General features: G+C 70.1%; 24 protein-coding genes. 15 read left to right on the top strand and 9 right to left on the bottom strand.

The genetic code is table 11. From position 1 onward, the window contains the following. Positions 1-163 precede the first annotated feature (163 nt). The 4 genes from ACEXOR_RS04120 (at position 164) to ACEXOR_RS04105 (ending at position 3,746) form a co-directional block, all read left to right on the top strand. Entirely contained in the window at positions 164-1,171 is a 1,008-nt protein-coding gene (locus tag ACEXOR_RS04120; RefSeq protein WP_374848122.1) for a hypothetical protein, read from the top strand. Then, positions 1,168-1,722, top strand: coding sequence for a TetR/AcrR family transcriptional regulator (locus tag ACEXOR_RS04115; protein ID WP_374848121.1), 555 nt, complete (start codon positions 1,168-1,170; stop codon positions 1,720-1,722). The genes ACEXOR_RS04120 and ACEXOR_RS04115 overlap by 4 nt, the downstream gene beginning before the upstream one ends. Positions 1,723-1,732: 10 nt before the next feature. Further along, positions 1,733-2,440 carry an MBL fold metallo-hydrolase gene (locus tag ACEXOR_RS04110; RefSeq protein ID WP_374848120.1) on the top strand — a complete coding sequence of 236 codons (708 nt, stop codon included), beginning with the start codon at positions 1,733-1,735 and terminating at the stop codon, positions 2,438-2,440. Positions 2,441-2,540: 100 nt separating this feature from the next. Continuing rightward, positions 2,541-3,746 (top strand): low temperature requirement protein A, encoded by a 1,206-nt coding sequence (locus tag ACEXOR_RS04105; RefSeq protein ID WP_374848119.1) that lies wholly within the window; start codon positions 2,541-2,543, stop codon positions 3,744-3,746. On the opposite strand, the gene ACEXOR_RS04100 is transcribed toward ACEXOR_RS04105, so the two are convergent. Further along, the gene (locus ACEXOR_RS04100; protein WP_374848118.1) at positions 3,737-4,255 is read right to left on the bottom strand and encodes a MarR family winged helix-turn-helix transcriptional regulator; all 519 of its coding nucleotides are present in this window, start codon (positions 4,253-4,255) and stop codon (positions 3,737-3,739) included. The two genes, ACEXOR_RS04105 and ACEXOR_RS04100, sit on opposite strands and share 10 nt — an antisense overlap. Continuing rightward, positions 4,252-7,002 (bottom strand): helix-turn-helix transcriptional regulator, encoded by a 2,751-nt coding sequence (locus ACEXOR_RS04095; RefSeq protein ID WP_374848117.1) that lies wholly within the window; start codon positions 7,000-7,002, stop codon positions 4,252-4,254. The genes ACEXOR_RS04100 and ACEXOR_RS04095 overlap by 4 nt, the downstream gene beginning before the upstream one ends. A gap of 138 nt (positions 7,003-7,140) precedes the next feature. Between ACEXOR_RS04095 and ACEXOR_RS04090 the strand changes: the two genes are divergently transcribed. Continuing rightward, on the top strand, positions 7,141-8,100 hold the full coding sequence (locus ACEXOR_RS04090) for an alpha/beta hydrolase (protein ID WP_374848116.1): 960 nt from the start codon (positions 7,141-7,143) through the stop codon (positions 8,098-8,100). 16 nt (positions 8,101-8,116) lie between these two features. Here the strand turns inward: ACEXOR_RS04090 and ACEXOR_RS04085 are convergent, their stop codons facing one another. The 3 genes from ACEXOR_RS04085 to ACEXOR_RS04075 all read right to left on the bottom strand — a co-directional run bounded on the left by ACEXOR_RS04085 (position 8,117) and on the right by ACEXOR_RS04075 (position 10,829). Next, positions 8,117-9,067: an SDR family NAD(P)-dependent oxidoreductase gene (locus tag ACEXOR_RS04085; RefSeq protein ID WP_374848115.1), complete on the bottom strand. Its 951-nt coding sequence runs from the start codon at positions 9,065-9,067 to the stop codon at positions 8,117-8,119. After that, positions 9,060-9,662, bottom strand: a complete 603-nt coding sequence (locus ACEXOR_RS04080) for a type 1 glutamine amidotransferase domain-containing protein (RefSeq protein ID WP_374848114.1) — start codon at positions 9,660-9,662, stop codon at positions 9,060-9,062. The genes ACEXOR_RS04085 and ACEXOR_RS04080 overlap by 8 nt, the downstream gene beginning before the upstream one ends. A gap of 108 nt (positions 9,663-9,770) precedes the next feature. Beyond that, on the bottom strand, positions 9,771-10,829 hold the full coding sequence (locus ACEXOR_RS04075; RefSeq protein ID WP_374848113.1) for a DNA topoisomerase IB-related protein: 1,059 nt from the start codon (positions 10,827-10,829) through the stop codon (positions 9,771-9,773). A 116-nt stretch (positions 10,830-10,945) separates the two neighbouring features. On the opposite strand from ACEXOR_RS04075, the gene ACEXOR_RS04070 reads away from it, so the two are divergent. Next, complete coding sequence (locus ACEXOR_RS04070) at positions 10,946-11,404, top strand: nuclear transport factor 2 family protein (RefSeq protein ID WP_374848112.1); 459 nt, start codon at positions 10,946-10,948, stop codon at positions 11,402-11,404. A gap of 47 nt (positions 11,405-11,451) precedes the next feature. Next, positions 11,452-11,811: a nuclear transport factor 2 family protein gene (locus ACEXOR_RS04065; RefSeq protein ID WP_374848111.1), complete on the top strand. Its 360-nt coding sequence runs from the start codon at positions 11,452-11,454 to the stop codon at positions 11,809-11,811. Between the two features lie 4 nt (positions 11,812-11,815). Here the strand turns inward: ACEXOR_RS04065 and ACEXOR_RS04060 are convergent, their stop codons facing one another. Further along, entirely contained in the window at positions 11,816-13,054 is a 1,239-nt protein-coding gene (locus ACEXOR_RS04060; protein ID WP_374848110.1) for an MFS transporter, read from the bottom strand. Between the two features lie 44 nt (positions 13,055-13,098). After that, on the bottom strand, positions 13,099-13,431 hold the full coding sequence (locus tag ACEXOR_RS04055) for a hypothetical protein (protein WP_374848109.1): 333 nt from the start codon (positions 13,429-13,431) through the stop codon (positions 13,099-13,101). Positions 13,432-13,504: 73 nt separating this feature from the next. Here ACEXOR_RS04055 and ACEXOR_RS04050 point away from each other — a divergent pair, with 73 nt between their 5' ends. The 3 genes from ACEXOR_RS04050 (at position 13,505) to ACEXOR_RS04040 (ending at position 14,823) form a co-directional block, all read left to right on the top strand. Next, the gene (locus tag ACEXOR_RS04050) at positions 13,505-13,633 is read left to right on the top strand and encodes a hypothetical protein (protein ID WP_374848108.1); all 129 of its coding nucleotides are present in this window, start codon (positions 13,505-13,507) and stop codon (positions 13,631-13,633) included. Next, complete coding sequence (locus ACEXOR_RS04045; RefSeq protein ID WP_374848107.1) at positions 13,630-14,337, top strand: helix-turn-helix transcriptional regulator; 708 nt, start codon at positions 13,630-13,632, stop codon at positions 14,335-14,337. Before ACEXOR_RS04050 ends, ACEXOR_RS04045 begins: the two co-directional genes overlap by 4 nt. 111 nt (positions 14,338-14,448) lie before the next feature. Further along, positions 14,449-14,823 carry a VOC family protein gene (locus tag ACEXOR_RS04040; protein WP_374848106.1) on the top strand — a complete coding sequence of 125 codons (375 nt, stop codon included), beginning with the start codon at positions 14,449-14,451 and terminating at the stop codon, positions 14,821-14,823. A 37-nt stretch (positions 14,824-14,860) separates the two neighbouring features. Here the strand turns inward: ACEXOR_RS04040 and ACEXOR_RS04035 are convergent, their stop codons facing one another. Next, complete coding sequence (locus ACEXOR_RS04035; RefSeq protein ID WP_374848105.1) at positions 14,861-16,144, bottom strand: DUF445 domain-containing protein; 1,284 nt, start codon at positions 16,142-16,144, stop codon at positions 14,861-14,863. A gap of 144 nt (positions 16,145-16,288) precedes the next feature. Between ACEXOR_RS04035 and ACEXOR_RS04030 the strand changes: the two genes are divergently transcribed. Further along, complete coding sequence (locus tag ACEXOR_RS04030) at positions 16,289-16,585, top strand: hypothetical protein (protein ID WP_374848104.1); 297 nt, start codon at positions 16,289-16,291, stop codon at positions 16,583-16,585. A 58-nt stretch (positions 16,586-16,643) separates the two neighbouring features. Here ACEXOR_RS04030 and ACEXOR_RS04025 read toward each other — a convergent pair whose 3' ends face one another. Beyond that, complete coding sequence (locus tag ACEXOR_RS04025) at positions 16,644-17,741, bottom strand: hypothetical protein (protein ID WP_374848103.1); 1,098 nt, start codon at positions 17,739-17,741, stop codon at positions 16,644-16,646. A gap of 69 nt (positions 17,742-17,810) precedes the next feature. On the opposite strand from ACEXOR_RS04025, the gene ACEXOR_RS04020 reads away from it, so the two are divergent. From ACEXOR_RS04020 to ACEXOR_RS04005, 4 genes are all read left to right on the top strand, one after another. Continuing rightward, positions 17,811-18,038, top strand: coding sequence for an RNA-binding S4 domain-containing protein (locus tag ACEXOR_RS04020; RefSeq protein WP_374848102.1), 228 nt, complete (start codon positions 17,811-17,813; stop codon positions 18,036-18,038). Between the two features lie 216 nt (positions 18,039-18,254). Continuing rightward, a complete protein-coding gene (locus tag ACEXOR_RS04015; RefSeq protein ID WP_374848101.1) occupies positions 18,255-18,512 on the top strand; it encodes a BatC protein in 258 nt (85 codons plus the stop codon). Next, positions 18,509-19,801 (top strand): cupin domain-containing protein, encoded by a 1,293-nt coding sequence (locus ACEXOR_RS04010; protein ID WP_374848100.1) that lies wholly within the window; start codon positions 18,509-18,511, stop codon positions 19,799-19,801. Before ACEXOR_RS04015 ends, ACEXOR_RS04010 begins: the two co-directional genes overlap by 4 nt. Next, complete coding sequence (locus ACEXOR_RS04005) at positions 19,798-20,751, top strand: ferredoxin family protein (RefSeq protein WP_374848099.1); 954 nt, start codon at positions 19,798-19,800, stop codon at positions 20,749-20,751. The genes ACEXOR_RS04010 and ACEXOR_RS04005 overlap by 4 nt, the downstream gene beginning before the upstream one ends.

Here is a 20,751-nt window from a genome sequence, read left to right as displayed (position 1 = left end):
GGAATCGGCCCGTGTCGATCAGCATCGCGGAAAGGGCGCCCGGGCACATCCGTGAGTTGACGTATGACTCGACAGGCGAGGCGCGGGAATAGTCTCGTCTCGGTCTAAGTTATGCATTGATGCATTCCTTAAGCGAGAGTGCACCGACTACCAAGGAGACATCGTGACCCACCAGCCCACCCATGCCCGCCCGGCCGCTCGGCCGAAGGCGCTGCCCATTCTGGCGATCCAGATCGTCCTTTCCGCACTCGTCGCATCGGCGTTCGTCGGAATCTACCTGGGGCTCCAGCGCGACCCCGGCCCCCTCGACGTCCCCGTCGTCACGACCAGTCAGGAACTGGCCGCGTCGGCCGAGTCCGCCTGGGGCGACAAAGCCGACGTGACGGTGGTCGACACCGCAGCCGAAGCGCAGGATCTTCTGCGCTCCGAGGCCGCCGTCGCCGCCTTCATCCCGACCGCGACCGGCCTCGACGTGTACACCGCCGGTGCGAACGGCCGCAGCGTGACGATGGCCGCCACCGGTCTGATCGACGGGCTCGCCGACGCGGCCGGTCTGCCCGTTCAGTCGACCACGGACGTCGTGCCCCTCGCGCAGTACGACCGCCAGGGCCTGTCGAGCTTCTACCTGGTGTTCGGGGTGACGCTCGCCGCGTTCATCCTGGCCCAGATCCTGACCGCCATGGCCTTCCTCACCCTCCGCGCACGCATCATCGCCGTCGTGGGAGGCGCCGTCGTCAGCGCCGTGATCACCGCTGTCATCGCCGGCCCCATGCTGGGCGCCGTACCGGCCGGCCTTGGGGTGGTCATCCCCGGACTCGCGCTGCTGTCGGCGGCCGTGTCGATCTCGACGATGGCGATCGCCGCGGCGATCGGGCCCATCGGCAACGTGATCTCGACCCTGCTGTTCACGGTCGCGGGCAATGCGACCGGAGGAGCGACGGTGAGCCCGTTCCTGATGCCGCCGGTGGTGGCGACCGTGGGCGCTCTGCTCCCCCAGGGTGCGGCCTTCCGGCTCATCGTGAGCGCCGGGTATTTCGGTGGCACCACCACCCTCGGGCCGGTTCTGGTGCTCGTGGCGTGGAACGTCGCGGCTGCGGGGCTCCTGTTCTTCGCCTCGCGCCGAACCTCGCGCCGAACCGCGCGCCAGGCCGCGGGTACAGTGGCCGAGTGACTGATCCTGTGACTCGAGTTCCGGGCCCCGAGAGGCGCGCGCTCACCATCGAGGCCGCGACGGGCGTGTTCGCCGCTCGGGGGTACTTCGGGGCCAGCACGGATCAGATCGCCCGCGTCGCCGGAATCAGCCAGCCCTACGTGGTTCGCATGTTCGGCGGCAAGGAGGCCCTCTTCATCGAGGTCATCCGTCAGTCACTCGACCGCATCATGAGCGGCTTCCGAGCCGCCCTGGAGGAGAACCCCGCCCAGCCGCTCTCGGCGCTGGGAGCGGCCTACGTCACGCTGGCCCAGAAGGAGCAGGTGCATCTCATCCTTCTGCAGGCCTTCGCGGCCAGCGCCGACCCGGCGGTCGGGCCTGCCGCTCGCGCGGGTTTCGAGGAACTGCTCGACTTCCTGCTGCACACCGCAAACCTCTCCGCAGACGAGGCCGAGACGTTCCTCGCGCGCGGCATGCTCATCAACACGGTGATGGCGATCGACCTCCCCACCGGTGCGAGCTCCGACGCGAAGGATCTGATCGCGCGGGTTCTCAAAAGCTCGACGTCGTAGGGGGCCGAAGATGAATGCGCGCACCACACGAGAGGTCGCATCCGGGGTGTTCTTCACGGAGGGCCCGGCATCGAACTGGGTCGTGCTGGTCGGGGAGGGCACCGCGACGCTGATCGACACCGGCTACCCCGCCGACGCGGCGCTGCTCGACGATTCGCTCGCGGAGGCTGCGAACGGCGCTCCGCTGCGGAACATCCTGGTGACGCACGGGCACTCCGACCACATCGGCTCGGTTCGCCGCCTCACCGAGGCCGGAGACGTGACCGTCTGGGCCGCGCGCGAGGAGATCCCGAACATCACCCGCGCCGAGCTCCATCAGATCGGCATCCGCCAGATCATCCCGCACCTGTGGCGACCTCGTTATCTCGCGTGGACCCTCCACGCCGTGCGCGCAGGCGGCCTGAAGGATCCCGGCATTCGAGGCGGCATCCGGGTCCTCGATCCGGATGCCGCGGTTCGGCTGAGCGGGCACACCGTCGTTCCCCGCCTCACCCCCGGGCACACGCCCGGCCATCTCGTGTTCGAGCTCCCGGAACAGCGGATCCTCGTGACCGGCGACGCCCTCATCACCGGACATCCCACGTCGACGACATCGGGCCGGCAGATGCTGGAGCCGATGTGGCACTGGGACGCCGACCGGGCCCGCAGAGAAGCCGACACCCTGCTCGCCGATCCGCGGATCATCCTGCCGGGTCACGGCCCCGCCGAAGGGATCTGACCCGAGCCGTACGTCAGACGACGGATTCTCAGGCCGCCGCGGGCGTGCAGGATGACCTTCCAAAGGAAGGCAGACGGATGCACGGCACCACCCCGGGCCCATGACGGTGAAGTTCCGCGTGCCGCTCGTGGCGAGACGCATCGATGAGGTCGACCGAGCCTCGTCACCCCTCGAGCTGCTCTTCGATCTGACGTTCGTCGTGGCGATCGCTCAGGCCGTCGCCCAACTCGTGCACGGCATCGAAGGGGGCGAGGTCGAGTCGGCCCTCATCCCGTTCGGTCTCACGTTCTTCGCCATCTGGTGGGCGTGGATGAACTTCACCTGGTTCTCGTCGGGCTACGACAACGACGATGCCCTCTACCGGGTGACCACGATGGTGCAGATGGTCGGGGTGCTCATTCTGGGTTCCGGCGTTCCGGCTGCATTCGAGGAGGGCGACTATTCGACCCTCACCCTCGGCTACTTCGTGATGAGAGCCGGGCTGATCTCGCAGTGGGTGCGCGCGGCCCACGCTGATCCCGCCCACCGGCGCAGTGCGGTGCGCACGATCGTCGGCTACGGCACCCTGCAGGCCGGCTGGCTCGCGAGGCTCCTCGTGCCCGATCCGTCGGGCCTCTGGGTCTCGGTGGCGCTGATCGCGCTCGAGCTCTCGGTGCCCCTCTGGGCCGCACGCGCAGGCGACCCGGGCTGGAACCCCGGACACATCGCCGAACGCTTCGGTCTGTTCACCATCATCCTGTTGGGCGAGAGCGTGCTCGCGGCGATGACCGGATTCCAGCGCTCGATCACGCAGAACGGGCTGAGCCCGGAGTCGACGGTCGTCGCGCTCTCCGCGGTGGTGACGCTGTTCGCCCTGTGGTGGCTCTACTACCTCCAGCCGTCGGCGGAGGGCCTGGCGCTGCGCCGACGGTTCTCGTACATCTGGGCGTACGGCCACTACATGGTCTTCGCGGCCCTCGCCGTGCTGGGCGCCGGCTTGGAGGTCGCCGTGGCGGCGACGAACGACCACACCGCGATCTCCTCATGGGTCATGGGATCAGCGGTCACCACACCGATCGCGGCCTTCCTCGTCACGCTCTGGGCGGTGAACGCACAACTGGTTCCGGCACTGGCGCTTCGTGCCCGCGTGCTGCTCCCCGCGGCACTGGTCGCGGCCGTGCTCCCGCTCTGGGCGGAGCAGCTGCACCCTGTCGGCGTCGTCGCCCTCGGAGCGATCACCTGCGCCGCGGCCGTGGTCGTGGCATCCCGAGACCAGCTCGGGCGTGCGGTCGACGACCGCCCCGGTGAGGGTTCGGCTCAGGGGTGATCGTTCGGGCGCGGCAGGGTTCCGTGCTGGATGAGTTGCTCGTAGACGCGCTCCATGATGCCCGCGAGCTGTTCGAGGTCGGACCCGTCGAGGGCGTCCAGGAAGATCGACTTCACCAGCTCGACGTGAGAGGGCGTTGCGGCGTGCAACGCCCGCCATCCTTCTGCAGTCAGACGCACGTCGGTGGCACGACGATCGTCGACCCCCGTGGTGGTCTCGAGGAGGGACCGTGTCTGCATCCGCCGCACGTGGTGCGAGGTGCGGCTCCGTTCCCAGCCCAGACGCGTCGCGAGAGCCGCGATGCGCATCGTTCCGCTCGGCTCGCTCGTGAGTGCCACGAGAACGTCGTAGTCGGGAAGGGAGAGGTCGCTGTCGGCCTGCAACTGCCGGTTCATCTCGTACCGAAGGCGCAGCTGCACCTTCATGTACGCGTACCAGGCCCGGATCTGCTCGTCGCTCATCAGCGAGTACGGAGAGCCCTCGGGCGGATTCTGCTGGGGCCCCGTCACCGGAAGTAGCCACCCTGTTCGAGGGCATCCCGCAGCTGCGACCGACTCGAGATGGCGAGCTTCGGGAACGTCTTGTAGAGGTGCGTGCTCACCGTGCGATGCGAGAGGTACACCCTGTCTGCGATCTCCTTGTTGCTCATGCCCTTGGCCGCCAGGAGGGCGACCTGGAGCTCTTGGGGGGTCAGGGGTGAGAACTCGGCTGCCGCCGGCCCTCGGCGCGGGGCTTCCCCCGCCGCTCGCAGTTCGGCGGCCGCCCTCTCGGCGAGCCCCACCGCGGAGCTCGCGTCGAAGGCGTCCATCGCCCGCTTGAGGTGCGGGCGGGCTTCGACGGGGCGCCGCTCCCTCCGCAGCCACTCACCGAACAGGAGCTCGGTGCGCGCCAGCGAGAACGGCGACTCGCTGAATTCTCCCATGCCGATCGCGGCCGCGAAGTGCTCTTCCGCTTTCTTCACGTTGCCCTCCGAATCCGACAGCAGGGCCTTGCTGCGGGCGACCAGCGAGCCGAGGAACGGGGAACGGTAGGCGCGCGCTGCACCGTCGGCCGCCTCGACGCTGTCGCGGACGGTGTCGGCCCGGCCCGCCCGCACCGCGGCCTCCGTGCGATCGGCGATGGCCCACAGACCTCTCGTCGGGTGGACCGTGACATGCGTGAGATCGATGAGCGCGTCGCGGTACCGGTTCTCGGCGAGCGCCACGATTCCGGCGGCCCAGCGCGCATCCGCGGTGGCCATGGCCAGCGGATGCACCGAGGCGAGCGCCTGCTGACGCTGCAGAGTGGCAGCGGTCATCTCCGAATCGCCGAGGGTCGCGTACCCCCGGGCGATGGTGGCGATGCACATCCCCTCCACCAGGGGCTGCGCGGTGTCGTGCGCCATCCGGGCGGCGAATTCGGCCTCGGCCAGCCCCTCCCTGATGCGTCCGCGGAGCATCAGCAGGGTCGCCTTGCCCCGCAGCGCCTGTGCCTCGTCGGCCGGGGCCCCGCGTTCGTGGAAGCGTTCTCGAGCGAGCCCCCAGCAGGTCAGAGCCGTCTCGATGTCGTGCAGCGACTCTGCAGCGATCGCCAGGCTCAACATGCCGATCGGCGACTGGTCCAGCTCTGGAACGAGCTGCGGGAGCGCAGATCTCACATCCTCATCGACCTGGCCGAGCGGCGACATCAGCGCCAGAACGATCGGCTTGAGCGGGTTCTGGGTGTGGATGGCCCGCACCTGCCGCTCGACCTTGCGCCATTCCGTCGGCGGGAGGTTACGGCCTCGAACGGTCATGGCCGCGGCCCACAGCACGTCCATCCGACGGTCGGCGTTCTCGGGCCCCGACAGCCTCGCGATCGTGCGTTCGATGTCGGCCGGCGAGTGCCCGGTCAAGCCGGTCGTCAGCGCCAGACCGTTGCGGGTGGTGGCCAGGAGCGCGATCGTCTCCGGGCGGGTGGCGATGCGCTCCGCCTCCTCGACCGATTCGAGGGCGTCGGCGCCGAGACCCGCGGCCCGGGAGACGTCGGCGGCCCGGGCGAGGCGGGCTGCTCGGCCGTCCTGCGATTCCGAGAGCTCGGCGGCGCGCTGGTAGGCCGCGGCGGCTTCGACGAGAGCCCCCCGCAGTTGGGCCTGCGCTCCCGCGTCCTCCAGGTCCTGCGCAACGGAGTCGTTGCGTTCGAAGGTCGACGCCGCCTTGTGCCACGCCGCGCGCGCCGGGTCGCGAACCGTCTGGGCGAGCACGGAATGCGCCCTCTGCAGAGCCTCGGTCGGCGAGGCGCCCAGGATGGCGGCGCGAAGCAGGGGGTGGCGGAAGTGCGGCCGCTCATCGACCACGCGGAGCATGCCGGACGTCTCCAGGGGTGCCAGGTCGGCGAGGTCGAGTCCCATGATCCGGGCCGCATCCAGCACGTCGGGCATGCGGGAGTCGTCGGCGACAGCGGCGAGCAGCAACAGCGTGCGGCTTCGCTCGGGCACGTCGACCAGCTGACCGAGGAACGCCTGTTCCAGCCTCTGAGTGGTCGGGATGACGCTGCGGAGCCCGGTTCTCCTCGACGGCCCGCCCACCGCGATCGCCAGTTCGCGGAGCGCCAACGGGTTGCCGCCGGCTTCTCGCAGCACGCGGCCCCTCTGCGCTTCGCTCAGCTCGGGCGACACCTCGGCCAGCAGTTCTCGTGATGCGGCGTCGCCGAGCGGGCCCAGGAGCATCCGGTCAAGGCCCGGGAAGCCGATCTCCCCGTTCCACGTGGGGCGGGCGGTGGCGACGAGAGACACGTGCGAACCGCCCAGGCGCAGACCGATGAACTCCACCACGTGCTGCGTGGACTTGTCGACCCACTGCAGGTCCTCCACCGCGATGAACAGAGGTGTCGAGGAGGCCACCTCCTCGAGCAGGCCCAAGGCTGCCACGCTGACGAGCAGCCTGTCCGGAGAGGAGCCTTCGGCCAGGCCGAAGGCCGACTCCAGAGCATCCCGCTGCCGGCTGGGAAGACGGTTCCGGTGGCGGAGCACAGGCTGCAGCATCTGGTGCAGGGCGGCATACCCGACCGGCGACGCTCGCTCCAGCCCCGTGCAGGTCAGAACCCGGTAGTGGCCGTCGACCGCTCGATCCGTGATCTCGGTGAGAAGCGCGGATTTGCCGATACCGGCGTCGCCCTCGAGGAGAACCGCCACTCCAACCGGCTTCGAGTGGATCACCGCGTCTTCGAGCTCCTTCAGCTCGGCCGAACGGCCGATCAGGGGCCCTCCACCGGAGCTCGACGCCATGGTCAGTGACATTTCACCATTCTAGGCGGAAGACCGACGGAAGTCGACAGGTGACGCCGAGAGGACGAGAAGGTACGTCAGGTCACGGATGACGCCGAACACCGGCCCCTGCAGATTGGTCGAGACAACCCATTCGTCATTGGAGGCATCATGGCCGGAAATCCGAAGAACATCGCACTCGAACCTGCGGCGCAGGAGTTCGCCGACGCGACATCCGCTCCCCCGTTCCTCTACCAGCTCACGCCCGAGCAGGGGCGCAAGGCCGTCGACTCCGTGCAGGATTCACCCATCGAGAAGCCTGAGGTGCAGGACGAGTGGATCGACATCGCCGGAGGGCCGACCGGAACGGTGAGGCTGCGGATCGTCAAGCCGCTCGACGCCCAGGGCGATCTGCCGGTCATCCTGTACATCCACGGTGCCGGCTGGGTGTTCGGCGACGCCCACACTCACGACCGCCTCGTGCGCGATCTCGCGATCGGCTCGAACGCGGCCGTCGTCTTTCCGGAGTACGACCGCTCACCCGAGGCGAAGTACCCGGTCGCCATCGAGCAGTCGTACGCCGCAGCGCAGTGGGTCGTCACCGATGGCGCGAGCAGGGGCCTGGATGCGAGCCGGATCGCCGTGTCGGGCGACTCCGTCGGCGGCAACATGGCCATCGCCGTCGCCCTCCTCGCGAAACAGCGCGGAGACGTGGCGATCTCGAAGATGGTGCTCTTCTATCCGGTGACGAACGCCGCCTTCGACACGGAGTCGTACGACGAGTTCGAGGTGGGCTACTTCCTCGGCCGCGAGGGCATGCGCTGGTTCTGGGATCAGTACACCCTCGACGAGGCCCAGCGCGCCGAGAGCACGGCCTCACCCCTCCGGGCGAGCCTCGACGAGCTCGCCGGCCTGCCCGACACCCTCATCATCACGGGCGAGGCCGACGTGCTCCGCGACGAGGGCGAGGCGTTCGCCGCACGGCTGCGCGAAGCCGGGGTGCCGACGGCGAATGTGCGCTTCGGCGGCATCACGCACGACTTCGTGATGGTCAACTCGTTGCACGGCACCGAGTCGGCCAAGCACGCGCTCTGGCTGGCGAACGCCTCCCTCGCCGACGCGTTCCGCTGAGCCCGGCGGCCGGGCGCTACTCGAGCGCCCGGCCCGCCATCTCCCACAACCGATCCGCATTCTCGGGGTCGAGGGCGTAGCGCGCGACACCGGTCGAGTGGCCGTCGCCCGATTCGACCACCTCCGCCTCCTGGTTGTCCTCGAAGTAGGCGCCCGAGACGCCGGCCACGAGCGGCGACGCGGCCAGCAGAACGGATGTCGCGGCACCCTGTGCGGGCGTCTTGAAGAACGCCTGCTCGATCCGATTCCCGTTCTCGTCCATCGCACCCATGGCCCGGAGGGTGTCATCGTCGAGATGGCGCTGGAGGTTCGTCGTGATCCAGCCGGGCATCACGGCGTTGGCGGTGACGCCATCCGTCTTCCACCGGGAGGCGATACCGGCCGCCAGCAGCACGTCGGCTGTCTTCGACTGCGAGTAGGCGTTCCACCGGTCGTACGGGCGGTCGACGTAGTGCGGGTCGTCGAAGTCGACCGCCGCTCGCAGATGGGCGGTCGAGCTCAGAGCCACCACCCTCCCTCCGGCCGAGGCGAGCGCCGCGTGCAGCCCTACCGCGAGAGCGAAGTGCCCGAGGTAGTTGGTGGCCAGCTGCAGCTCCCAGCCGTGGGAGTCGACCTCCCTCGTGGGCAGCGCCATGATGCCGGCGTTCGCCACGAGCCCGTCGAGCCCTCCGGCCCAGTCGTCGACGAAGCGCTCGATGCTCGCCGGCGCGCTCAGATCCAGCGGCCGCAGCGAGATGCTCCCGCCCGAACCGCCCTCGAGCGACGCGAAGGCGCCTTGTGCAGCTTCCGGGTTGCGCACTCCGACGACCACGCGGGCACCGCGACGGGCGAGAGCGGATGTCGTCTCCCGACCGATCCCCGACGCGCCGCCGGTCACCACGAACGTCTTTCCGACGAGGTCGAGGCCGTCGAGAACCTCGTCGGCCGTCGCCTTCGCGCCGAAGGGTGTGGTCACGCGCTCACTCATGCGAGGCGCCTTCGTTCTTCTCCTCGGCGAGCCGCTCGAGGAACCGTGCCAGCTCGAGCGGCATGTCTCCTGGCTTCCGGGCGGTGATGAACTGCCCGTCTTCGACGACGGGTTCGTCGACGTACTCGGCACCCGCTGCACGCACCTCGGGGGCGACGTCCTTCCACGAGGTCATCCGGCGCCCGTTCGCGAGCCCCGCGGAGATGAGCACCTGAGGGCCGTGGCACACGGCACCGACGAGACGGCCGGTGGCGGCGAAGTCGGAGACGAAGGCGAGCGCCTCGGGAAGCTCCCTGAGCTCCGACGGCGCAAGCCCGCCGGGAATGAAGAGGGCGTCGTAGTCGGCAGCCCGGGCCCCGATGATCGGCTGCACGCCCGTGCGGAGCGCCAGCCCCTTGTAGCCGGTGACCTCGATACCGTCGGGCGCCAGCACGTCGACGTCGTAGCCGGCCTCGGTGAAGCGGTAGTAGGGGTAGAAGAACTCGACGTCCTCCACGCGGTCGGCGGTCAGGATGGCGATCCTGCCCAGCGGCCGGGCGTTCTCTCTGATCGCCGCGCGGTTGTCGGAGACGGCGAAGTCGGTGGTGGTGCTCATGGCAACGATTCCTTTCGGTGATGTTTCACCTATCGCGAACCAGAACGCTCGACAGGCGTCGAACATTCCCGGGCACGGGTTCGTCGCGCGCTCGGGAGACCAGGGGTGTCAGCCCTGCTGCCGCGTCAGCCGAGTGAGCTCGTCGGCCACCGCGGTCACGACGGCATCGTCTCGGAGCAGCACCCTCACGTCGCTGGTGCCGTTCTGCCGGATCGACGCCTCGATCGCCTCGGCGACGGCCGCCGCCCGCCCGGCTTCGATCGCGTGAGGGTGAACATACGAGCGCCGCGCCACGGCACGCGTGTTGCCCAGCAGCTGAGCGGCCGCGTCGTAGGCGATGAGATCCGGCCGCCTCGAGGCCACCAGGGTCGGGGAGGTCGCACCTCCGCTCACCGCGGCGGCCGCGGCCGTCCCGCCCCAGGTTCTGAAGGTCTTCGCCGTGGCCGGCGCGGTCGTCGCGCCATGGATGTAGGAGTTCACGGCGGCGCTGTTGACGAGGTAATGACCACCGCCGGCCGAGGCGACGGCGAAGACCGGCTGGTCGACGGAGGCGCCGATCAGTAGATCGGCCATGACCCGCGCTACCTGCTCGTCCTCGATGGCCAGGTGCCACGGGCGGTGCTCCTTGCCGATGAACGTGAACTGGATCTCGGCGCCGCTCACCCGCACATGGTCTCGGGTGAGCGTGGTCAGACCGTAGGTGTGGTTGTCGCGGGCGTACCGACTCGTGCCCACCCGGAAGAGCCCCCGATCGATCAGCCGAACCGCCGCCGCCGTCGCCCGCTTGACCCGATGGGAGATCGTGTCGTCCGGCAGGTGTTCGAGGTGCCGCTCGACCTGCGTGCGGAGGTGCGGGAGCGTGCTCCCGAAAGGCAGCAGGTGCGCGAACTTGTCCTCGGCGGCCTCGCTCTCGGCCGTCGCCGAGTAGCGGTACTGCGTGCGGCCGCGAGCATCGATCCCGGTGGCCTGCACTCGCGCCTCGGCGTCGGGCGACGCCCAGACGTCTCGCCACGCGGGCGGTAGGCGGAGACCGCGCAGGCGCGCGAGCACGTCCTCATCCGTGACGGGCTCGCCGATGTCGTCGACCCATCCGTCGGTCGTCGAATCGGCTCGGTGCAGCCCCGATGCGCGGCACAGCCGCGCTGCGGACGACGGTGAAGACGGCATGCTCAACGGTATCCAGTGCGGGTTCGTACGCCGTACGTCAATTGACGGTTGTGTCGCCGCGGCGGTCTGCGGGAGGTTGCTGATGTGAACAGAACCATCATCGACAGGCGGGCCGTATGAGCTCCGACGACTGGGTCGCAGAGCGCCTGGAGATCCGCGACGTCATCGATCGCTACGCCCACCACGCGGATCGGCGGCAGCCGAAGGAGCAGGCAGCCGTCTTCACCGCCGATGGAACGGTGCTGCTGTACGAAGGCGACCCGAATGCCACAGCACCCGTGCAGACGGTGTCGGGCCGGGATGACCTCACGTCGACCTTCGCGGGGCTGATCGCACAGTACGACGCGACGACGTACCTCAACGGTCAGTCGACCATCGAAAGAACCGGGCCGGCCTCCGCGACGGGCGAGACCTACTGCCTGGCGTACCACGTGCTCCGGGAGAACGATCAGCGGATGCTGCTGACCATGTCGATCCGCTACCTCGACAGCTTCACCAAGATCGACGGCAGCTGGCTCATCGCCGAACGCAAGCTGATCTTCGACTGGACCGACCGACGCCCGTCGCACCCATAGCGACCTCCGATCCTCACGAACCTCGCGACCCTCACGAAAGAGAGACCATGACCGACAGCACCGAAGACCTGATGAACGCCAACCTCCTCGAGGTGTTCGGCCAGCGCGACCCCGCACTGCGGCGAGCAGCGATCGAACGCACCTACACCGACGACGTGGTGTTCCTCGATCCCGACGAGATCGTCGAAGGCTACGACGCGCTCGACACCAAAGCCGGCAAGCTCCTCGACGACGCACCCGGCTTCGTGTTCTCGCCCGGCGGTCCCGTGTACGTCAATCACGACATGGGGTACCTGGCGTGGAACTTCGGCCCCGAGGGCCAACCGCCCGTCGTTCGTGGCGTGGACACGTGCTTCATCCGCGACGGCCGCATCGCGAAGGTCTACACCCTGCTCCTGATGGGCTGAGGGCTCACCGCTCGAGGGTTCGGGCGGAGGCATCCGTCGGGGCCACAGTGGCGCGGCGGGGCAGCGCGATCAGCGACAGCAGCGCAGTGAGAGCGGATGCACCGAGCACGATCCCCATCACCACAGACGTACCGGCACCACCCACGACCGCCCCCGCCACGAGGGTGCCCGCTCCGACCCCGAGCGTCATGGCACTGACGACCCAGCCGTTCGCCTCGGTGAGGGCGGCGGCGGGGCTGAGCTGCGAGATCCGTTCGAACACCTGGCCCAGGGTCGGCGGGAGCATCACCCCCGAGACGCCGGCGACGACGAGGTACGCCCACGTGGGGAGCGCGGTCGCGGCGAGCGGCAGATAGCCGATAGCGAGAAGCACCCCGCACAGGGCGAGGAGCCGCGCCGGGGTGGAGCCGAGGGGCCGGACGCCGACGATCGTCGCGCCGATGAGGGCGCCGACCGCGTTCACGGCAAGCATCCACCCGGCGAGCCCCTCGCTCGAGCGCGCCGCCTCCGAGGCGGTCGCGACGATCGTCAGCGCACCCACAGGCACGCCGATGCCGAACGTGAACGCCGCGACCCGCGCGACAGCCGGGATGAGGATGGGCGAGCGTCGGCCGGGGTGGGCCGCGACATCCGTACGCCGGTGAATCGGGGCAGCTCGTGGGGCGGGGTTGATGACGAAGGCGAGCGCGCCGACCAGACCGAGCGCTCCCGCGAAGAGCAGGTTGCCGACGGGGCCGAACGCCGCGATGCCGGCCACGGTGAGCAGCGGGCCGAGGATGAAGATGATCTCCTGGGCGCCCGCATCCAGGCTGAAGGCCGCCTTCAGCTGCGGGCCCGGAGTGACGAGTCGCGGCCACAACGCCCGAAGGGCCGGCTCGAGCGGCGGCGTGAACACTCCGGCGGCCGCGGCGAGCGCCACCGCCAGGCCGGGCAGCGGTTCGAGCGTCAGGGCCATTCCGGTGAACGCGAGAAAGCTCAGGATGCCGCTGACGGTGAGAACGGTCACCTGTCCGAAGCGGTCGATCAGTCGTCCGAGAAGCGGCTGGCCCACCGCGCCGGCGACCACGTAGACCGCGGTGATGAGCCCGGCGAAGGCGAAGTCGCCGCTCGTCGAGCGCACGAGCTGCACGATCGCGAGAGCGGCCATGGCGCCGGGCAGGCGACCGAGCAGCGAGGTGACGAGCAGGTAGCCGGTGTGCCTGGTGCGCAGCACGTCGACGACGGGGTAGGAGGAGCGGGTCACCTACCCAGTCTGGTGGAGGTCGGTGCCGCGGCCGTGCGCGCTCGTCACGACGTGATCAGCAGAGTCACCAGACCGATGAGGAGCGGCACGACCACCCCCGCGAGGGTCAGATACGACAGCACGAGTCCGATGCTCGACATCGCCGTGGCGCCCTCGCGACGCCGGGCGAGATGCCCGACCACGACTCCCACCACCGGAACCGCGTAGGCGAGCGTCGTGAGAATCGCGATCGCCAGCGGTGCACCCGGCCAGACCCAGGCGAGCAACGGGTAGCTCAGCACGAATTGCGCCACCGCGAACACGCCCACGAGCAAGGCGCTCCAACTCAAGAAGCCCGTCGTCGGCCTCACCTTTCCCGCCACAGTTGTCGAACTCATGGAAGAACCCTAGGAGCCGAGCCTGAAAAACGCCGCTCAGTCCACACCGCCGGGATCACGCGCGCTGAGACCTGTGAGCCTTGACGCCGTCGGGGCGGTTCGCCAGCATGGCGCCATGAGCCTCTCCATCACCTGCCCGGTCGAGAGCGTCGAGCGCGCGACCGCCTTCTACTCCGACGCCGCTCCGGCCACCGCGGAGTGACCCGCACCGACAGGCTCTACGCCCTCGTGGAGGAGCTGCGGGCCGTGGCACCCCGCCCCCGGAGCGCTCGCTGGCTCGCCGAGAGGTTCGGGGTGAGCTCGCGAACGATCGAACGGGATCTGTCGGCGTTGCAGCAGAGCGGCGTGCCCATCTGGGCGGAGCCCGGCCGCACCGGCGGGTACTGCCTCGACACGGCGCACACTCTGGCACCCCTCGGGTTCACGGTCGACGAGGCCCTGGCCGTGATGGTCGCCTTGGGCACATTGGGCACGAGCCCGTTCCGCGATGCCGCCGACTCGGCCCTGCGCAAGGTCATCGCCGTCACGGAGGATCGCAGCCTGCAGCAGACCGCAGAGCTCGCGACCCGCATCCACCTGCTGAGCGGCGAAGCCCCGGATGTCGCGCCGCCGAGCCTCGCCCGCGCACTGCGCACCGGGCACGTCCTCCGCCTCTCCTACATCGACCGAGAGGGAGCCGCGACCGTGCGAGACGTCGAGCCCATGGGATTCGTGGGCAAGGGTGACGACTGGTACCTGATCGCATGGTGCCGCCTTCGCGACGGCCTCCGAGCGTTCCGCGGAGACCGCATCGCCCAGGCGGAGCCGCAGGCCGAGCGGCCACCGCGGCGACCGCTCCACGCGGAGGATCTCGGCATCGTCGACGGGCGGCTGCGAGAAGTCGGTCCGAGCGGAGATCGGCCCTGAACACCGACACGACGGAGTTCAGGGGCTGCCGGGAAACACCGACACGACGGTGTCGCCGGGTATGCCGAGAATGGCGTCGTCGGGCCGGATGGCGCGGCTGAGAGGAAGACCATGGAACTCGCATCGATCCGCATCATCACGCACGACGTCGACCGGCTCGCCGGCTTCTACGAGGCGGTGACCGGCACGTCCGCGTCACGCCCCGCACCGGTGTTCGCCGAGTTCCGAACAGCGTCGGGCACCCTGGCGATCGCGAGCACCGCCACGGTCGCCATGCTGGGCGACGCCGCACCGAAGCCGGGAAGCAACGACTCGGTCATCATCGAGTTCCTCGTCGCCGACGTCGACGCGGAGTTCGCCCGCCTGCAGGGTCGTCTCGATGACGTCGTGCTCCAGCCGACCACCATGCCGTGGGGAAACCGGTCGGTTCTCTTCCGGGATCCCGACGGCAACCTCGTGAACCTCTTCAGCCGCCCGGCGGCATGAGGCCGGTGCCTCGCCGAGTCGGCGCCACACCGACCGATCAGGCGAGCAGCGCGTGCAGGCCCGTCGCGATCGCGTAGATGCCGACCCCGGCGAGCGCCCCCACCACCGTGCCGTTGATGCGGATGAACTGCAGGTCGCGGCCCACCTGCAGTTCGATCTTCTGCGTGGTCTCGCGGGCATCCCACCGCTGCACCGTGTCGCTGATCACCGAGGCGAGGTCGTGGCGGTACTTCTGCACCGCATACCCCGCCGCGTCGGCGATCCACGCGTCGATCTTCGCCGAGAGCGTGCGGTCGTTCGAGAGCCGCACGCCCACATCCACCAGAGCGGATGCCGCCGCCGACCGCAGCTCGCTCCTCGGGTCGGCGAGCGACTCCGCGAGGCTCGCCTTCACCGCGTTCCACAGCTGGCCGGCGAACGAGCGCAGCCGGGGGCTCTCGAGGAACTCGGTCTTGACCTGCTCCACCCGGCCGGCCATCTCGGGATCGTGCTGCAGCCGGTCGGTGAGATCGACGAGGTAGCCGTCGATCGCCAGCCGAAGCGGATGCTCGGGGTCGTCTCGCACGGCCTGCAACAGGCCGACGAGCTCCCGGTGGGCGCGGTCGTCGGCGAGGCCACCGACGAACCCGGGAACCCAGCGGGGCATCCGGGTGGACACGACCGTACCGAGCGCATCCGGATGCGCGACGAGCCAGGTCTCCGCGGCATCCACGAGAGCGTCCACGATCGCGCGCTGCTGGTCGGCGGCCACGAGCTCCGACCCGACGCGGCCGAGCGTGGGCGCCCAGTCCTGGTCGAAGAGGTGCTTGCGGGCCAGCCTCTCGATCAGGCTCTCCACGTCGCCGTCGCTGAGGAAGCGCAGCAGCCCCTGCGCCATCACGGCTCCCTCGGCGCTCGCCCGCTCCGCATTCACCGGATCGGCGAGCCACTCCCCCAGCCGGTCGGCCACGCTGAAGGTGGCGAGCTTGCTGCGCACCACCTCGTCGGAGAGGAAGTTCTCCTCGACGAACTCGCCGAGGCTCACTCCGATCTCGTCTTTGCGGTTCGGGATGATCGCGGTGTGCGGGATGCGCAGCCCGAGCGGATGCCGGAACAGCGCGGTCACGGCGAACCAGTCGGCGAGGGCACCCACCATGGCGCCTTCGGCCGCGGCCCGCACGTACCCGAGCCACGGGTACTGGTCTTGCAGGGCGAAAGCGACCGCGAACACGATCGCCGAGATCACCAGAAGGGATGTCGCGATCGTCTTCATCCGCCGGAGCGCGGCTCGACGCCCGAGGTCGGCCTCGCCGAGCTGGGGGTCGCGCGTGGTGCTGGTCATCGTGTTCCTCCCGGACGCCGCTCAGACCACCGTAGGTCACACGGGCGACGCGCATCCGTCGGGCACGCGACACCGACGCACCGCCGTCGCCTGGCGGCCAGGCGATCCCTCGGCTTGAATGAGCACGACGAGGGAGCGAATCAGGTGAGCAATTCAGAGGTGCGCCCGTGGTGGCTGTCGATCGCGCGTCCACTGGGGTTCGTGCTCGCTACGATCGGCGCTCTCGGGTTGCTGGCGACCCTCGCCGAGGTGGGTGAGGCCCCGTCGGCCGCGACGTTCTTCGGGCTCGTGGGCGGACCCCTGATTGTCGTGGCCGGCTACCAGATCGGCACCGGTGGCGCCAAGGGTCGGCCTCGGCCTGGAGTGCCGGTGCGGGTGCTGGTGTTCGCGGCCCTGCCGATCGCCCTCGCGGGTCTGATCGTGCTCGCAGCTGGGCGATAGCGCTTCAGCCTTCAGGGCCGCGCATCCGGCAACGACTGCGGTCAGGCGTGCTCGCAAGTCACTTGTCGTCGATGATCGACATGAAGCCCGCGAAGGCGAAGATGCCCGGCACCGCATAGAGCAGCACCAGTGTGAACACCCAGCCCACCCTCCCGAGCAGTGGCCAGAGTCCGCGGCTGCGGTAGGCGTTGCTCAGACGGCGGCCGTCGGGGCCGATGATGCGGGCCGGGCGGGTGTACTGGCGGGGCACGCGATCGTCCCGGTAGGCGGCCGCGCGCTTGGCGATGCGGAGGGCGACACCGCTCAGGATCGTCTCGATGCGCGCCCACGTGGCGGCATCCGAGTAGTCGGCCGCCGACGGCGTGGAGAAGATCACCCGGTCGTCGATGATCTCGACGTCGAAGGCCGAGGCGTCGTCGATGAGGGCGGCCATCACATCCGGGGTCAGCGCGTAGAGCGCATCGGTGCCGTAGGTGGTCGGCGCGTAGGCGGCGAAGTGGCGGTCGAAGTCGCCCTCGAGCGAGAGGCGCTGCTGCCGGTCGACGCTCGTGGGCAGGTCGCCGGGCGAGCGGCCGTTCGCCAACGAGTCGAGGTAGAGGTGCGGCAGCGCCGAGGGCAGCTTGACCGCGAGGTAGCCGCGCGTCACGGGTTTTCCGTGAAGTCCGGTGCGGAAGACGAGGTTGCCGAACTCGACCCCCGCGCCGCCGAGCGCCGTGAAACGCGGGTAGGCGGATGCGCGCCCAGCCGGCTGCGCGATGAGAGTCGGCAGCGGCGAGCCCGAGCGAGGCTGCGGCTCGAAGCCGTTCGCCAGCGCGGTGAGGGTCTGGCGCCACTCGGCGAGCCGGGCGCGGGGAGAAGGCGGGCGCCTCGACCAGCGCTGGAGCAGCAGGGCTCCGGCCATCCCGAGCAGCAGCACGAGCACGGCGATCGCGAGGTCGCGCCAGTCGTCTGGGCCGGTGTCGTTGTCGCCGTAGCCGTCGACCCGGATGCCGATGGCCATGAACGCGATGAAGCAGTACCAGAGCAGCAGGCTCCAGGTGACGTGCACGAGCATGCGGCGCCAGGTGGGCAGCCACGGTGGCCGGGCGGTGCGGCGCTGGGTCGCCATCGCTGCGGCGACCTCGGCCGGAGGGGCGGTGAGCCAGTGTGCGTCCACGGGTATTCACCGTACCGAGGTCGGGCGCGAAGCGGCGAACCGCCGGGCTCGGTCGGCTAGCCTTTCGGCATGACGAAACCGGCCGAAACCGACGACGTGTCGATCGGCGGGGACAGCATCAGGCTCGGGCAGTTCGTGAAGTTCGCCGGTCTGCTTGACAGCGGCGGAACAGGCAAGGAGGCCATCATCGACGGCTTCGTGACCGTGAACGGCGAGGTCGACCGGCGCCGTGGCAGGCAGCTCCAGCTCGGCGACGTCGTGGGCTTCGAGGGCCGCCGAGCACGAGTCTGCCCGTAAGGCGTCTACCCGCGACGTCACCGAGCCGTCGCAAACCGCCCTGCCAGCGGCCCCAGAGGGCGACTTGCGACGGCTCGGCGGCGGGGGGCGTGGGTGTGAGGGGCGACTGGGACAACGTGGTCTAGTGGGAATGCGACGAACGACGGATGCGCGCCGTCGGGGGCCGGGCGTACGCTTCGAACGACGGCATCATGCCGCCGGTGAGAGGAGATTCAGATGGCAATCGACGACGACGACATCACGACCGACGCAGCTGCAGGCGGAGAGGGCACCGCTGACGGCGGGGCCAACCCGGGCGGGCACGACGGCGGGGCCGACGGCTCGGCCGACGAGGGCGAGGGCACCGCAGACGGCGGCGCGAACGCCGACGGTCACGACGGCGGGGCCGACGGCTCGGCCGACGAGGGCGAGGGCACCGCTGACGGCGGCGCCAACCCCGGTGGCCACGACGGCGGGGCAGACGGCTCGGCGTGACGATCGAGTTCGAGCGCGGGTCGGTCGCCCGGCCCGCGCTCTCCCGCTGCATCTCGGTCGCTCCTGAGGAGTTCGACCGTGAGTTCTGGGGGCGGAAGCCCTTGCTGTCTCGCTCGGAGACCCTGCCCGAGGCGTTCGGCGACCTGATCACCGAGGCCGCGGTCGACGAGCTCGTGAGCGAGCGCGGACTGCGCACCCCGTTCATTCGCATGGCCCACGAGGGCTCCGTGCTGGCTCCGTCGACGTACACCGCCCCGGGCGGGTTCGGCGCCGAAGTGGGCGACCAGGTGAGCTCCGAGAAGGTGCTCGCCGAGTTCGCCGCCGGTGCCACGATCGTGCTGCAGGGGCTGCACCGCACCTGGCCGCCGCTGATCGACTTCACCCGGCACCTGGTCGACGACCTCGGGCATCCGATCCAGGTGAACGCCTACATCACGCCGGCCTCGTCGCGCGGCTTCGATCCGCACTACGACGTGCACGACGTGTTCGTGCTGCAGATCGCCGGCGAGAAGCACTGGCGCATCCACTCCCCCGTGCACCCCGACCCGCTTCGCGACCAGCCCTGGGGCGACCATCGTGCCGCGGTCGCCGAGGCCGCCACGCACGAACCGGTGATCGATGCTGTGTTCCGGCCGGGCGACGCGCTCTACCTGCCCCGAGGCTGGATCCACTCGGCCGAAGCCCTCGGCGGCACCAGCGTGCACCTCACCATCGGCGTCGCCGCGTACACCCGCGCCGACGTGGTGCAGGCGCTCATCGCATCGCTCGGCGACGTGGCTGCGCTGCGGTCGTCGCTGCCGGCCGGGCTCGACTTCTCCGACCCGGAGGCCCTGCGCTCCGTCGTCGACGAGACGCTGACGGCCCTTCAATCGGCGTTCGCCGACATGGCGAGTGCTGAAGCCGTTGCGACGACTCCGGATGCGTCATCCGCCCCGGATGCGGCCGTCACCGTCTCGAAGAGCCTCGCCTCGCGCTTCGCCGCCGCCACCCGCCCCGAGCCGGTGTCGCCGTTGGCGACCGTCGAGTTCATCTCGGCCCTCGACGCGGGTTCGCGCGTGCGCTGGCGCGGCTCGCTGCACGCCGCCGTCGATCTCTCGACCGATGGCGAGACCGTGCGCATCCGCACCGCTCAGAAGACCGTGTCGCTTCCGGCCGAGGCCGAGGCCGCCGTGCACCGGTTGCACCAGGGCGGTGAGGTGTCGCTCGCTGAGCTGCCGGGCCTCGACGTCGCCAGCGCGGTGGTCGTCGCGCGGCGCCTGCTGCGCGAGGGCATCCTGGTTCCGGCGTGACGGCAACCGCTCTGCCGGCCACGGGGTGGGCCCCCTGCAGCGACCGGTCGCGCGAGCGCGCCGACCCGCTGTTCGCCACGGGGTCGCGCGGGCTGCAGTGGTTCCTGATCGAGGTGACGAGCGGGTGGGGCACGCGGGCCCTGCTCGACCCGCCGTTCGATCCCGAGCTGGGGCGGGCGCTGGTGACGCGCATCGAGAGCGGCGGGCTGCGTGCGCTCGCCATCCGGCGAACGGGCCGCCATCCGGAGCGCGTCGGTGAGCAGTCGAGCTGGCGCTGGGCCTTCGTCGACTCCCGGCCCGGGCACGAGACCGTGCGGTGGGGTGCGGTGTCGACGCCCGAGGAGCTGCTGCGGGTGCCGCTCGACGGATCGACCGGCACGGCCTCCGACCGGCCCCTGTTCGCGGTGTGCGCCCACGCCCGCCACGACCGCTGCTGCGCGGTTCGCGGGCGCCAGGCCGCCACCGCCCTGGCCGAAGCCTTTCCCGAGGAGACCTGGGAGTGCTCGCACCTCGGCGGCGACCGCTTCGCCGGAACGATGGTGCTCTTCCCGCACGGCCTCTATTACGGGCGGGTCGACGACGGCGATGCCGCGCGGGTGGCCTCGGCCTACCTCGACGGCCGGGTGGTGGAGGAGTTCTACCGTGGGCGGAGCTCGCTCACGCATCCGGTGCAGGCCGCGCAGCACTTCGCGCGGGAGGCCCTGGGCGACGACCGCCTGGCCGCCTATTCCCCGCTCGACGAGCAGTGGAACGGGGCCGACGGCGAGAGCGCTCGCTGGCACGTCCACCTCGACGGCGGCGAGGCCGGGCGCATCGCCGTGGAGCTGGCCGAGGAGCTCTCGGAGCCGCTCCTGTCGACCTGCGACACCACGCGTCCGGGGCGTGTGCGGCAATGGCGGCTGGTGTCGCTCTCGACCGACTTCGTTGTTCCGACAACCGACTTACACTGA

Source organism: Herbiconiux liangxiaofengii (assembly GCF_041927335.1).
GTDB lineage: Bacteria > Actinomycetota > Actinomycetes > Actinomycetales > Microbacteriaceae > Herbiconiux > Herbiconiux liangxiaofengii.
The sequence above is the reverse complement of the archived record's forward strand: the minus strand, read 5'-3'. Positions and strand labels throughout refer to the sequence as shown.